At 30.0% G+C, this 15,409-nt stretch carries 11 protein-coding genes; 7 read left to right on the top strand and 4 right to left on the bottom strand.

Features of this window, described 5'->3' with window-relative positions:
• The 4 genes from ABY298_RS10555 to ABY298_RS10540 all read left to right on the top strand — a co-directional run.
• Window positions 1-128: SDR family oxidoreductase (locus tag ABY298_RS10555; RefSeq protein ID WP_372746019.1), on the top strand; the 128-nt coding region annotated here is incomplete at its 5' end.
• Window positions 129-195: 67 nt separating this feature from the next.
• Complete coding sequence (locus ABY298_RS10550; protein ID WP_372746018.1) at window positions 196-1,236, top strand: PfkB family carbohydrate kinase; 1,041 nt, start codon at window positions 196-198, stop codon at window positions 1,234-1,236.
• A gap of 87 nt (window positions 1,237-1,323) precedes the next feature.
• Window positions 1,324-2,541: a 6-phosphofructokinase gene (locus ABY298_RS10545; RefSeq protein ID WP_372746017.1), complete on the top strand. Its 1,218-nt coding sequence runs from the start codon at window positions 1,324-1,326 to the stop codon at window positions 2,539-2,541.
• Between the two features lie 55 nt (window positions 2,542-2,596).
• On the top strand, window positions 2,597-3,268 hold the full coding sequence (locus tag ABY298_RS10540; protein ID WP_372746016.1) for a bifunctional 4-hydroxy-2-oxoglutarate aldolase/2-dehydro-3-deoxy-phosphogluconate aldolase: 672 nt from the start codon (window positions 2,597-2,599) through the stop codon (window positions 3,266-3,268).
• Between the two features lie 178 nt (window positions 3,269-3,446).
• Here the strand turns inward: ABY298_RS10540 and ABY298_RS10535 are convergent, their stop codons facing one another.
• The 4 genes from ABY298_RS10535 to ABY298_RS10520 all read right to left on the bottom strand — a co-directional run bounded on the left by ABY298_RS10535 (window position 3,447) and on the right by ABY298_RS10520 (window position 11,730).
• Window positions 3,447-6,668 (bottom strand): S41 family peptidase, encoded by a 3,222-nt coding sequence (locus tag ABY298_RS10535; protein ID WP_372746015.1) that lies wholly within the window; start codon window positions 6,666-6,668, stop codon window positions 3,447-3,449.
• A gap of 90 nt (window positions 6,669-6,758) precedes the next feature.
• Window positions 6,759-8,294: a YifB family Mg chelatase-like AAA ATPase gene (locus ABY298_RS10530; protein ID WP_372746014.1), complete on the bottom strand. Its 1,536-nt coding sequence runs from the start codon at window positions 8,292-8,294 to the stop codon at window positions 6,759-6,761.
• Window positions 8,295-8,312: 18 nt separating this feature from the next.
• Window positions 8,313-9,347, bottom strand: coding sequence for a LacI family DNA-binding transcriptional regulator (locus ABY298_RS10525; protein WP_372746013.1), 1,035 nt, complete (start codon window positions 9,345-9,347; stop codon window positions 8,313-8,315).
• Window positions 9,340-11,730, bottom strand: coding sequence for a penicillin acylase family protein (locus ABY298_RS10520; RefSeq protein WP_372746012.1), 2,391 nt, complete (start codon window positions 11,728-11,730; stop codon window positions 9,340-9,342). The genes ABY298_RS10525 and ABY298_RS10520 overlap by 8 nt, the downstream gene beginning before the upstream one ends.
• 316 nt (window positions 11,731-12,046) lie before the next feature.
• Here ABY298_RS10520 and ABY298_RS10515 point away from each other — a divergent pair, with 316 nt between their 5' ends.
• From ABY298_RS10515 to ABY298_RS10505, 3 genes are all read left to right on the top strand, one after another.
• Window positions 12,047-12,769, top strand: coding sequence for a LytR/AlgR family response regulator transcription factor (locus ABY298_RS10515; RefSeq protein ID WP_372746011.1), 723 nt, complete (start codon window positions 12,047-12,049; stop codon window positions 12,767-12,769).
• Entirely contained in the window at window positions 12,762-14,876 is a 2,115-nt protein-coding gene (locus tag ABY298_RS10510; RefSeq protein WP_372746010.1) for a histidine kinase, read from the top strand. Before ABY298_RS10515 ends, ABY298_RS10510 begins: the two co-directional genes overlap by 8 nt.
• 205 nt (window positions 14,877-15,081) lie before the next feature.
• Window positions 15,082-15,409: leucine-rich repeat protein (locus ABY298_RS10505; protein ID WP_372746009.1), on the top strand; the 328-nt coding region annotated here is incomplete at its 3' end.

The following is a 15,409-nucleotide window of genomic DNA, read 5'->3' as shown; positions in this document are numbered from 1 at the left end:
TTTTATTAGGAAGATTAGGTCAGCCAGAAGAAGTTGCTTCAGTTGTATCTTTCTTAGCTAGTAAAGATGCTTCCTTTATAACTGCTGAAACTATCCAAATTGGTGGAGGTCAAGCTTTAGGTATTTAATTAGTATAAAGTTTAATAAAAATTGGCGTGGAGTTTTCTACGCCAATTTTATAATTTAAAATAAATAATGAGTAGAGTAGTAACATTTGGAGAAATCATGTTAAGATTAGCTCCACAAGGATTTTTGAGATTTTCACAAGCAGATAATTTTGATGTTGTTTATGGTGGTGGAGAATCTAACGTAGCAGTATCATTAGCAAACTATGGTATTTCTACAGATTTTGTAACTCGTTTACCAAAAAATGATATTGGTGAATGTGCAATGATGGAAATGCGTAAAAGAGGTGTTGGTGTAGATAAAATTGTTTGGGGTGGAGACCGTTTAGGAATTTATTTCTTAGAAACAGGTGCTGTATCTCGTGGATCTAAAGTAGTATATGATAGAGCATATTCTTCTATGTCTACAATCCAATCAGGAATGATTAATTGGGAAGAGGTATTTGCTGGTGTTGAATGGTTCCATTGGACAGGTATTACTCCTGCAATTTCGCAAAGCTCAGCTGATGTTTGTTTAGAAGCAGTAAAAGCAGCAAGCAAATTAGGTATCACAATTTCTACCGATTTAAATTACAGAGCAAAACTTTGGAAATACGGAGGAGATAGAGAAGCTATAATGACAGAATTAACATCATACTGTGATATTATTTTAGGTAATGAAGAAGATGCAGAAATGCACTTTGGTATTAAGCCTGATGGAGCAGCAGTTCAAACTCACGGACACGATGTAAAAGCTGAAGCTTTCTTATCTGTTTGTAAACAAATGATGGAAAAATTCCCAAGAGCTAAAAAAGTAATTACTACTTTAAGAGGTTCTATATCTGCATCACACAATACTTGGGCAGGTGTTTTATACGATGGGAAAAAAATGTTTGAAACACGCCAATACCAAATTACAGATATTGTAGATAGAGTTGGTGGTGGAGATAGTTTTATGGGAGGTTTAATCTACGGATTATTAACCTATCCAAATGATGATCAAAATGCTTTAGACTTTGCTGTTGCAGCATCTTGTTTAAAACACACTATTAAAGGTGATGCTAACTTAGTAACTGTTGAAGAAGTTAATAAGTTAATGGGTGGAGATGCTTCTGGTAGAGTTGCTCGATAAAAATATCCAATAATATTTAGGTTAAGTTAGGAAAGTTAAACTGTATATACAGCTTAACTTTCCAATCCTAATAAATTTAATTCTGTTATGAAAAAATCAATAGCAATAATTTGTGGGGGTGGACCTGCACCTGGTATTAATACAGTAATAAGTACTTTAGCAAAAACCTTTTTAAAAGACGGTTATGAAGTTATAGGAGTTCATAATGGTTTTAAAGGTTTATTAAGCGAAAATCCATCCGTAAAATACTTCAATTTTCATAAAGCAGATAGAATTTTTAGTAGAGGAGGTTCTACCTTAATTATGAGTAGGTTTAAGCCAAAAGATGCTGATTTTAACGATACTTTTTTTAAAAAAAATAATGTTAAACTATTGGTAACTATTGGTGGAGATGATACAGCATCAACTGCAAGTAGATTAACAAAATTTTTAGTTAATAATAAGTTAGATGTTGCGCATATTCACGTGCCTAAAACTATAGATAACGATTTACCTTTACCTGATAGAAATCCAACATTTGGTTTTCATACAGCAAAAGATGAAGGTGTTAGAATTGGAAACACAGTACATGAAGATGCTAGAACTAGTGAAAACTGGTTTGTAATGTCTGCAATGGGAAGATCTGCGGGCCATTTGGCTTTTGGAATTGCTTCGGCTTGTCATTTTCCAATGATGATTATTCCTGAAATGTTTAATAAAACCAACATTACTTTTGAAAAAATTACAAATATGATTATTTCTTCAATAATTAAAAGTAAGGTTAGTGGAGTTGAATATGGAGTAGCGTTGGTGAGTGAAGGTGTTTTCCATTTTATGGATCAAGACGAAATTAAAAATTCAGGAATTAATTTTACCTACGATGATCACGGTCATCCAGAATTAGGAAATGTGAGCAAGTCTCATATTTTTAACTACTTATTACAATTAAAATTAAAAGAACTAGGACTGGATATTAAAACCAGACCAGTTGAAATTGGATATGAATTAAGATGTTGTAATCCAATTGCATTTGATTTAACCTTATGTACTTTATTAGGAATAGGGGTTAAAAAATTATATGACCAAGGAATTACCGGTTGTATAGTAAGTGCCAACTCTAGAGGAGATATTTCACCTCTTTACTTAAAAGATTTTGAAGACGAAAATGGTAAAGTACAACCAAGATTAGTTGATATTGAATCTGATATGGCACAATTATTTATAAATAATTTGACTTATATAAAAGAGAAAGATTATAAAAAAGCAAAAAAATATGTTGAAGATCCATCAGCATACGATTTTAAAAAAATATTAAACTGGGTATAGTTAATTAATAATTAACAATTACACATTATAACTATTACACAATTAAATAATAATTATGGCACAATTTACAAGAATAGAAGTTGCAACTGCGATGAAAGAAACAGGGATGATTCCTTTGTTTTTTAACAACGATTTAGAATTAAGTAAAAAAGTATTAAAAGCTTGTTACGATGGTGGAGCAAGATTAATGGAATTTACAGCTCGTGGAGATTTCGCTCACGAAGTTTTTGGTGAATTAACCAAATATGCTGTTAAAGAATTACCTGGAATGATTATGGGAGTTGGGTCAGTAACTGACGCTGCTGCTGCTTCATTATATATGGCTTTAGGAGCAAACTTTATTGTAACTCCTGTTTTAAGAGAGGATATTGCAATTGCTTGTAATAGACGTAAAGTTTTATGGTCTCCTGGTTGTGGAACTTTAACTGAAATAACTAGAGCTGAAGAATTAGGATGTGAGATTGTAAAATTATTCCCTGGTGATATTTATGGACCACAATTTGTAAAAGGAATAAAAGGACCTCAACCTTGGACAAGTGTTATGCCAACAGGAGGAGTTTCTCCTACTAAAGAAAACTTAACAGCTTGGTTTAGCGCTGGTGTTACTTGTGTTGGAATGGGATCTCAATTAATATCTAGTGATATTATTAAAAATAAAGATTATGCTAAATTAGAGCAAGATGTTAAAAACGCGATGGCTTTAATTAAAGAAATAAGAAAAAAATAAACTACTTAACTTAAGTTTAAGCATAAAAAAAACCTTTCATTTCTGAAAGGTTTTTTTTCTTTGCAATTTCCCCAAATGGCAATAGATACTTTTCTTTTTCCTGTGAACAAATTTAGATAGTTTGATTGTTTCAGTTAAGGGGATTTTACATACTTCTTTAAGGGGAAATATCCCCTTTTTAAATTGTTTTTAATAATTCGTCTACAGCTGCTTTTAATTGAGAATCTTTTCCTTTTGCTTTTTCATCAGGATAATTATCAATAACCACATCTGGCATTGCAGGTGTAAAATCCATATTTTTTTCTGAAGATTTAACAAACCATCCTCTAAAAGGAACTCTAACATAAGATCCATCAATTAAAGTTTGTCCGCCGGTAGAGATTACAGCTCCAAAAGTTGGAATACCTACTAATTTACCAAGCCCTAGTTCCTTATATGCGTGTGAAAATATTTCAGCATTAGAATAACTTGCTTGGTTACAAATTGCTACCGTTGGTTTTGTCCAAGCTGGTAAAGGTAATCTTTCACTATATGGATAATAGTTTTTAAAATCTTTATGATCTTTATTTAAATCGTTGGAAGCACCTCTAGGTATTGTGTAAGCGTGTTGTTTAACATTTAATACAGCCATTAAATAATCTGTTGTCCATCCGCCGCCATTATATCTAACATCAATTACAATTCCTTCTTTCCCTAAACCAGCAGCAGTTAATTCACGTTCAAAACGTTCAAAACTTTCCCAGTTCATACCCTGAATATGAATATACCCTAAACGACCGTTAGAATATTCATCAGTAAGTCTTTTACATTCCTTAACCCAAGCATTATAATTATCATCTCTACCACTTGTTTTAGGTCTAATAATTACTTCTTTCTCTTTTCCATTTGAATTTACTCCTAAAATAATTTTCTCGTTGTTAGTATCAATTAAATACTTATAAATATTTTCTGAAGTGGAAACTTTTTCGCCATTAACAGCGGTAATAATGTCTCCAACAACTAACTTACTACTTTCTCTGTCTGCGGCTGAATTAGGAACTACTTTTGATACTTTTAATAAGCCGTTTGAAGTTGGATTTAATTCAATACCCAAAATACCTGTGGTTTCTTTTTGTAATTCTTTTCGTTCCTCTCCACGATACATTCCCATATGGCTTGCGTTAATTTGACCTAACATAATATTGAAAATATATTTAAAATCTTCTCTTGTAGATGCTTTTAAGGCAAGCGGTTTGTAAATACTTTTAAGTTCTTTCCAGTTTTTACCATGATGATTTGGATCATAAAAACGATCTTGAATAGTGTTCCAAGCTTCTTCAAATATTTGATTTGATTCTTCTGTATAATCAATGGTCATTTTTGCTGAAAATGGTAAACTTTCTTTTTTAGTACCTGCTAGTTTTATTCGGTTTACTTTTCCTTTGCTTAAATAGTAGATAAAATCTTCTTTAGAGGTTAAGGTTACATTTTTTGGACCAGAATTTCCTGTTGTAATTTCTTTGTTTTCTTTTCCATCCCAATTAATTTGAAATAAGTCTGACGTAACATCTGGGTTTCCTCTTCCGCTGTTGCCAGTTGTGTAATAAAATGTTTTACCATCTTTAGAAACAGCAACAATATATTCACCACCATTATATGCAGTAACTTGTTGCTGGCGTTCGTGAATGTCTTCAAAATCTATAAGTACATCAACAATTTTTTTGTCTGTTTTCTCATCTTTTTTATCGTCTTTGTCCTCTTTTTTGTCTTTCTTCTCATCAACAACTTCATCCCAATCTTGTTTGGTTTTTTCCCAATCTTTTTTCTGAAGCCAAACAAACCAAATATCGTGATCACCATTATTTCTGTTTGATGAAAACACTATTTTTGATCCATCTTCACTCCAAATTGCTCCAGTATCTGATTTTGGATGCATAGAAATATTTACTGGTTTTATGCTATTATCTGCCTTATGAATATAAATTTCATCGTTAAAATATAAATCGGCTAAGGTGTATGTTAACCATTTAGAATCTGGCGCCCATCCAACGTGTGAAGGAGTGTCCCATCCATTTACCAAAGTAATTTCATTGGTTATTTTTGCATCTTCAGAAATAGTGGCTACAATTAATTTTCCATACCCATTATTATAGGCAATTTGTTTTTTATTTGGAGCCAATTTAATGTTTGTATTTCCATCTTTACTATTAGTAAGCTGGGTAATTTTATGTTTTAAGGTTGTAAATAAATTTTTGTTTGTAGCATCATTAGAGGTAACACTGTAAATATTGTTGGTTCCATTTCTATCGGAAACAAAAAGCAATGTAGTGTCGTTTAACCAAGCTATATCTTCATCTTTGTATGCAGAATTTGAAATATTTATTGCGCGACTTTTTTCTGGGTCATTTTCCATAATAAAAATTTCACCACGAATAACTAAAGCACTTAATTTACCATTTGGAGAAACTTCTATTTCAGATGCATCTGACGTAAATGTCTTTTTTTCAATAGGATCAAATCTATAATCGCTTTGAAGTGAAATATTTATTGGGGTTATTTTTTTTGTGTTTACGTTTAGCGTAGCTATTTTGTCTCCTGAAACGTAAACTAAATCACTACCATTTTTACTTAATTTAAAAGAAAATAATCCCAAATCTTTTAAGAAAGTAATTTGTGAAATATCACCATCTTTTTGTCCGTTTTCATTTATAGAAACCTTATGAACATTGTATTTTCCAGTTATGGCAGATTGAAAATACAATGTTGTATTATCTGCCCATTGTGGTGCTAAATCTTGCCCTTGAAAAGTAGTAATTTGATTGTATTTGTCATTTTTTATATCGTACACCCAAATATCTCTGTTAGCAGGACCAACATACGCTTCACGTTCAATTCTACAAGAACCTCTGGTAAAAGCAATAAAGTTTTTGTTTGGAGATAGTGTTGCATCAAAACCAACAGCATTTAACAATCTAAAAGGTGTTCCTCCATTTTCGCTAACAAAATGTACTTCTGGTTCGCGTTCCAATTGCACAAATTCTCTTGAAGTAGTAAAATAAATAGTTCCATCAGCAGTAAAATCTGTTATTTGGTCGTTTGCTGAATGGTAAGTAATTCTTTTAGGAATTCCTCCATCAATACCAATTGTAAATATATCATCATTGCCAAAACGATCACTGTTAAAAGCAATTGTTTTTCCATCAGAGCTCCAAATAGGATTGGTGTCGTATGCTTGGTGAATGGTTAATCTTTTTAAATTATTTCCATTTAAATCCGCTGTCCAAATATCACCTTGATAATTAAAAGCAATTGTTTTTCCATCAGGGCTTAATGATGGAGAGTGAATTAATGGATTTTCTTGTGAAAATAGTGTTGAAATTGTAAAAAAGCAGGTTATTACTAAAAGCGAAATTTTTTTCATGAACTTTGATTTTGTTAGTGTTTAATCAAAATTGCATTTTTTAAAAGTGATCTATCGAATTTTAGAATAAAATTAACAAAATTTTAAGAATTACCCCAACCAACCTTCTCTATCTAAACTTCGGTATTGAATGGCTTCAGAAATATGTGCAGAACTTATATTTTCAACACCTTCTAAATCGGCAATAGTTCGGGAAACTTTTAAAATTCTGTCGTAAGCTCTGGCTGATAAATTTAAACGTTCCATAGCGTTTTTTAAAAGTGTCTTACTTTCTTCGCTTAGTTTACAATATTTACGTATTTGTTTTACACTCATTTGAGCGTTGTAATGTACATTACTAATTTCTTTAAAACGTTCCGATTGTTTTTCTCTTGCTTTGGTTACTCTTTCACGGATATTTTTACTTGGCTCACCTAATCTTTCTTCTGATAATTTTTCAAAAGGAACAGGATTTACTTCAATATGAATATCAATTCTATCTAAAAGAGGACCAGATATTTTGCTTAAATAACGTTGCATTTCTGCAGGAGACGAAGTTACAGGAGCATCAGGATCATTAAAATAACCACTCGGACTTGGATTCATACTGGCAACTAACATAAAACTACTTGGATAAGTAACTGTAAATTTAGCGCGTGAAATAGTAACTTCTCGGTCTTCTAAAGGTTGACGCATTACCTCTAAAACGGTTCGTTTAAATTCTGGTAATTCATCTAAAAATAAAACTCCATTATGAGATAATGAAATTTCACCAGGTTGTGGATATTGTCCGCCTCCAACTAAGGCAACATCAGAAATTGTGTGATGTGGAGATCTAAAAGGGCGTTGACTCATTAATCCAGAATCTTTTACTTTACCTACAACCGAGTGTATTTTTGTAGTTTCCAATGCTTCTTGTAAGGTCATTGGTGGTAAAATAGATGAAAGTCTTTTGCTTAACATTGTTTTTCCACTTCCTGGAGGGCCAACTAAAATAATATTATGACCGCCAGCAGCAGCTATTTCCATTGATCGTTTTACGGATTCTTGTCCTTTTACATCGGCAAAATCAAACTCTGGATTGTCTAAATTTTTGTAAAACTCAGCTCTTGTATCTATTATGGTTTGTTCTAAAGGTATATTTTTATCGAAAAAATTAATAATTTCAGTAATATTTTCAATTCCATAAACTTTTAAACCACTTACTATTGCTGCTTCTTTAGCGTTTTGTTTTGGTAAAATAAAACCTGTAAAACCTTCTTGCAATGCTTTAATGGCAATTGGTAAAGCACCTTTTATGGGTTGTAAACTTCCATCTAAAGAAAGTTCTCCCATAATAATGTACTCTTCAATGTTGTTAGATTTTATTTGGTTAGATGCGGCTAAAATTCCTAAAGCTAAGGTTAAATCGTACGCAGAACCTTCTTTTCGTAAATCAGCCGGAGCCATATTTATGGTAATTTTTTTACCAGGTAGCTTATAGCCGTTATTGTTTAAAGCGGCAGAAATTCTGTAACTACTTTCTTTTATAGCATTATCTGGCAATCCAACTAAATGATAGCCAATTCCTTTATCTATATTTACTTCAACAGTAATAGTAGTAGCTTCAACACCAAAAACGGCACTACCAAAAATTTTAACAAGCATAGCAATTTATTTATGTAACTAAAACTTTATAAAAAGTTTTTTAGTTGATTCTCTTTCAACCAGTTTTGTTTTGATAATTTCTGTTTTAATATCATCAAAATCAATTTTTTCTTCAAGTTTATCAATTAATCTAGTTGCTGCAGTTTCTCCGGTTGTATGTGCAAATCTATTAACACTTGTAAGTGGTGGAGTACTGTAACGCGATATCATTCCGTTTGTAAAACCAATTATAGAAACTTCTGCTGGAATTTTAATTTTTTTTGCATCTAATGCTTGAATTGCAATAGCACCTGAAATTTCATCTACTGTAAAAATACCATCTACTTTATTGTTTTCTAGCATTTTTATTATTCGCTCTTTTAAATTAGTTTCATCGTGTTGGCGAATAATTAAATTTTCATTAATAGTATAATCATATTTTTTAAGTGCTTTTCTATAACCTTTTGCACTAAATTCACTAACATTTAAACCTTCAGAAACTGAAATTAAAGCTATGTTTTTACATCCTGATTTCATTAAAAATCGGGTTGCTTTATAGGCGCTTTTTACTGTGTCTGTAACTACTTTGTCGCAATTTATTTCTGCGTGAGTTCTATCATATAACACAATTGGTGTGCCTTCTTCTAAAATATCATGAAAGTGATCATATTTTTGAAGTTTTAATGTTTCTTCAGATAAGCAAGCTATAAATCCATCAATAGTACCATTAGATAACATTTCCATGGTATCAACTTCTTTTTTGTAAGATTCGTTGGTAATACAGGTAATTATATTGTAGCCTTTTTCTGTGGCTACTTTTTCAATACCTCGTAAAACTCTGGCAAAATAATAGGTTAAAATATTTGGTATAATAATACCAATAGTTTTAGTTTTTTTATTTTGTAAACTTAAAGCTAAGGTGTTTGGTTTGTATTTATGCAGCTTTGCATATTCTTGAATTTTCTTTTTTGTTTCATCGCTAATTTCGTAGCTATCATTTAAAGCTTTTGAAACAGTTGAAATAGAAACATGCAGTGCTTGTGCAATTTGTTTGATGGTTATTCGCTTACTCATTTTTTGGTAAAATAGTTAGTATTGTGGATGTTGCTATAATTTCTTTTTTATTTAATTTCATTTTTCTGAATTTTCCTTTGTTATAAAGTTCTACTTGATCTTTAAAATGTTTGCTAAAAGGATTTCCAGATTGTCCTGTTGGAAGAATACTTATACTGTTTTCAACATCAGAAAAATCTATAATTCTTCTTGTTGATGGGCCAAATGTTACATTGTAAATCCCAGTATTATTATATTCAAATCCAGTATTATTTATTACTTCTTTAGCACCATTTATAGGAAAAGGACCTACATTAAAATATTTTTTTAAGTAAGAAACTGTTCCTAACGGATGCGGATGCTCTAAGATATGAACTTTTCCCCAATTCCAGCCCATAATATTGTTGCCAAGTTGTTTTTCTAATAAATTTACTGCTTCAACAAACGATTTTGATACAATATCCTTTCTGGTTTCGGTTTTTTCTGGTGTTGATACGTTATCCCACCAAATTGAATTTTCTTTTTTAAGATGGTTTGCAATTGCAACCTTCATAACGTGTGTAGCATTAAATTTATTAAATAATTCTTTACCTAATTCATCTTCAAAGGTGTTTTTCAGGTACAAATATACCCACTTATTATAAATTGTGGAAGCTATATTTTCAATAGAATTAGAGCCGTTCCAAAGTTGTAAAATATCAAAGGCACTTTGTTGGTTTTTAGTTAAGGAATTGTAATTTATTAAAGGGGTAAATTCTTTCACTATTTCTAAAGCAACAGGAGAAATATCATCATTAATCATTGCACTCATAGACTCTTTTGTCCAGTTGTTTTTAGGCGTTATTAGTTGAACAATTCTTTTGGCTCTATCTTCAGATAAATAATAACCTGGATATAAAATATTAGCAATAGTATCTGGTTGATTGTTAGCTGAATATACATAATTCCACGATGGATTTTCAGCCATTGGATTTTGGGTAAAATCTAAAAAAGCATCAACATCATCTTTACCTGTTGCACCGTTTAAAATAAAACTTCTATTTGCATCCGATTTTAATTTGTATAATTTTCCGGTTGCCCACCAAGCAATATTTCCTTTAGCATCGCCATACATAATGTTTAAACCTGGCGCGTGAATTAATGCAGCTCCTTTTTTAACATCTTCCATTTTAGTAGCATGTGAAATGGTGTATAAAGCTTCTAAAGATTTAATAGTGAATTGCGTGTAAATCCAAGACATTGCAACAGGTTCGGCTTGCGAAATATCATTAATTGCATGGTTCATTATAGGTCCGTGACGAGTAGATTTAATTTCTACAATAACATCTGAACTGTCTTTAACTTTAATAGTTTTATAAGTTGTTGTATAGTTTTTATAGCCTTCAGGAGTTTTGTACTGATTTTTATTTGCAGGATTATTTTCTTCCTGATAAAAATCTATATCATCATTTTCAAACATAGTTAATCCATAGGCAAAATTTCTGTTATGCCCTAAAAGTGGAAAAGGAACACCGGCTATATGATAGCCATACATTTCGTAATTTGGCGTTGAAATATGGGCTTCGTACCAAACGGATGGTTGTGAATATCCAATATGAGGATCGTTGGCAAATAATACATTTCCGGTACTTGTTTTTTTTGATGAAACTACCCAACTATTACTGCCAATAAACGGTGGAATAGGTGAAGATTTTAAAGCGGTATTTGCCTGATTAATAATATTTTCAAAGCTTTCTATGCTTGCTTTTGAATTTTTAATAAGTGTTGAATTAGGATTGGTAGCAATGTTTAATTCTTTTAAGTACGCTTCACCTAATTTTTGTTGAATAATAGTTAACAACGGATCTGTTTTTTGTGCCATTGCAAAACTAAACGACATGTAGCCAAATATATTATAAACATCTAATAGTTGAAATTTTTCTTTTTTAATGCCTATAAGTGTAAATTCTATTGGTGTTGAGCCTTCTTCTATAAATTGATTAACGCCATTTAAATAAGCCATTGATAATTTATAAACCTCACTGTTTTTATCTAATTTTTCGATCGATTTTTTTGAAGCTTCTTCAATGCCTAATTTGGTAAAAAACACATCGGTTTTAAGCATTTCTTTTCCAAATATTTCCGAAAGTTTGCCTGGAGCAATACGTCGTATTAATTCCATTTGAAACAATCTGTCTTGGGCGTGAACATAGCCTAAAGATGTAAAAGCATCTTCTTGAGATTGCGCATAAATATGCGGAATTCCAAAATCATCAAAATATACAGTAGTTTTATTATTAATGGATGATAATTTTATAGTTCCTTCGTAATTTGGTTTTAAACTGTTAAAATAAATCCATAAACCTGCAGTTATCAAAATAGATAAAACAATAAAAAATAGGATTATTTTTTTAACAATTCGCATTAATAATGTGTAGTTTTTTTAGTTATCCCAAATATAATATTTTAAATTAAACAATATAATAATTGATTTTACTATGCAAAATTGCTATTGCAGTTTACATAACCGGTTTTATATGAATGGTTAAGTTTTAAATGTTGGAGAGAATTATTTTGCATTTTATAGTATTAAAAGTTAATGGTTTTTTAAAAAGTGGTTTTTTATGATAATAAATTCTCAAATTTTATTTAATAGTAATTAGTATTTTTTTATGGTGGTTTTGTATGGTTTTAAGGCGAACATTTATTACTTTTAACTAGATAATATTGACCCCGTTTTTATGACTCAAATTAATACTATTCTGGTTGATGATGAACAAGAAGCATTAGATACTTTAGAAATACTTTTAAGTGAATACCCAAAAATTAATGTAATTGAAAAACTATCAAATTCTTTAGATGTTTTTCCAGCAATTATAAACTCTAAAATAGATTTAATTTTTTTAGACATTAAAATGCCATTAATAAATGGTATAGAATTATTAGAGAAAATTAGAAGTTGCAATCCGTTAGTACATATTGTTATAGTTACTGCGTATGATAATTACGCAATGAAAGTAATTAAACACAATGCTTTTAGCTATATTTTAAAGCCTGTTAATAGGTTAGAGTTAAAGGAAACAATTGAGAAAATTACAAAATGTTTAAATGCTAAAATTGGAAATGGTGAGTGCGATAAAGTGCCAATTTTATCGAAAGGCGATACAGTATTAATTGCATTTAAAGATGTTATTTATTTTGTGGCTGAAGGAAATTACACTCATGTGTTTTTAAAAACAGGAGATAAAATGGTAGCTTCATATAATATGGGGGTTTTTGTAAATAAATTTCCTGAAAATGTTTTTGTGAAAATTAACCGTTCCGTTATGGTTAATAAAGATTGCATAGTAGCTATAAATAAAAAGAACAAATCTTGTTTAATAAAGTTAGATAACCAGGAAATTACCTTAAATGCTTCAGCTAAATTTTTAAGAGAGTTCAATACAATTTTTGGGAATGGGTAAATTTTGGCAATTAAAAATTAAAAATAATTTTCTTATTGTTTTAGCAAGTCCGTGGTTTTTAGCTTTAATTCCAACAATTATAATAAGTTTATTACTACCTGAATTATTTAATAAATACAATTTAAGTTTACAACAGCAAGAAGACAGAGAAAAATCTAAACATCTTACTTTTTTTGAAGATGTTACTAATGATGGTGTAAAAGATAATATAGATATTTTAAATTATGGTAATTTATTTGCCTGTTGTAGCTTTCAACAAAACAATAGTTTGCTTAAAGAGCAATTTAATTTTTATGGAAAACTTCCAGATCAAGAAAATTTAAACACGCCTATTTTTAATGATGTTAACAACGATGGCATTAAAGAATTATTTGTGTTTACACAAAAAGCAGATTCACTTTTTTTAAACGCTGTAGACTTTAAAACGTCAAAAATAATTGTTTATGGCAGGTTTGTAACTACTATTGGAACAGGAAAAAATGTAAAAGATTTTGTTTTACGTCCAATTATTAACCACGATAATAACAATGATGGCGTAGCAGAACTATATTTTTTAATAAACGCTGGTTATGCATTGGTTCCAAGAAAAATAATGGCGTATGATTTTGTAAATGATACGTTTATTAGTTCTATAAACACGGGTAGTCAGCATTTTGTTGTACCGTTTAAAACAGATGATAATAAATTAATTTTAATAAGTAAAAGCAAAGCTACAGATAATTGTCCGCCAGATTTTCCTTTTCCGTATAATGATAACAGCTCTAGAATATTTGGTTTTAATGATAAATTAGAATTTATTTTTGAACCAATTTCTTTTAACGGAATAACAACGCAAGTAAGCGGACCATTGCCATATGCTAATCAATTTCATTTTTATGTGTTAAATGAAACAACAGAATCTTCAGGTAATTTTGTGTTATCTATTAATACTAAAGGAAAAATTTTAAAAAAGGTTATTAGTAATAAAACTAGCCCTAGAGATAAAGTAATTGTTGTTAAAAAGGGTGAAAAAAAACACTATATAATTGAATGTTTTGAAAATAACATGTTAAAATTTTATGAGTACAACCCTTCAATTATGAAGTTAGAAGAAACAAAGGTATCTAAAAGTTTACCAATAGAAAGTTTAATTAATTTTTCATTGCATACTAATACTGATGCTTTTATTGGAACAAATTATAAAACAAATACAGCCAGTTTATATTTAGATAATTTTAAGCAACAATTAAACTTTGGAAAAAATTTGTATTTAAAAAGCTGGAATTTTTATGCCCAAACAAAACCAATTAAAAATGGTCAGCTTTTAATGGTTACAGACCAATATTTTTTATACACTTATTTACTTACTAATACTAAATATTATCCATTTCGGTTTTTACTTTTTTTTGTTATTTATTTATTAAGTGTTGGTTTTGTTTATTTACCTCAAAAATTAGGAAGACGCATAGTTTTAAAAAGAGAAAAATTACAAAAGGAAATTACAGCATTACAACTTCAATTAGTAAATTCTAAGCTAGATCCACATTTTACTTTTAATGCGTTAAATACTGTTTCTGCAAAAGTTTTAAAAGGAGAACGTTTTGAAGCGTATGATTTAATGACCAACTTTTCAAGTTTAATGCGTTCTGCAATGTTCTTTTCAGATAAAGATTCTTGGGATTTAAGCGAAGAATTAAAATTTACAGAAAGCTATCTTATTTTAATGAAAAGTAGGTTTAGCAAGGTTTTTAATTTTGTAATAGAAGTTGAAGAAAATTTAGATACTGAAAAAATTAGTATTCCTAGGTTGTTACTACAAAATTTTGCCGAAAACGCTATTAAACATGCATTTGTTAATATTAGCTACCAAGGTGTTTTAAAAATAGCTGTTAAAAAAACTATAAATACCATTATAGTTACTATAGAAGATAATGGTATTGGTAGAGAAAAAGCACAACAAAATAGCGAAAAAGATACTAATAAAAGTGGTAAAGGAATACGGTTAAATAAAAAACAAGTTCAAATTTATAATCAGTTGTACAAAACCAATATTACGCTAGAAATTTTCGATTTGTTTGATAATAATACGTCTAGCGGAACAAAAATTAGCATTGCTATACCAACGTAATTTATAAAAATACGCAGATTTTAGCCATTTTAGTCATTTTTTTAACCACGTTTTAACCTTTGTAATTCTTACTTTATTTATAAATACGCATACTTCATTTACAAAATAGGGGGTTTTATTAAGAAAATGTACACTTTTTAATATAAGGGTTAATTAGTCTTAAATTTAAATTTTAAAAATTTAAGTATTAATTAAAACTCACCCTATGAAAAAACTTATACTCTTTATTTCAATTTTTTTATGCGCTTTTATACTGCAAGCGCAACAATACACATTAACCGATGACGATGTTGTAGTTACCGATGGAGTTATAATGAGTTGCTCTTATGACTTTACCTTAACAGATATCATTATCCCCGAAACATTAGACGGGCAAACTGTGACAGAGATTTGGGGAGATCCAGGAATTTCTGGATCAGCTTTTGTTGAGAAAGGTATCACCTCAATTGTATTTCCTGAAACTTTATTAAAAATAGGGCGTTATACATTTTATAAAAATGAATTATCAACTGTAATTATCCCTAACAGTGTAA

Source organism: Lutibacter sp. (assembly GCF_041596795.1).
GTDB lineage: Bacteria > Bacteroidota > Bacteroidia > Flavobacteriales > Flavobacteriaceae > Lutibacter.
Note: the sequence above shows the minus strand (reverse complement) of the source record. Positions and strands in the feature narration are given on the sequence as shown.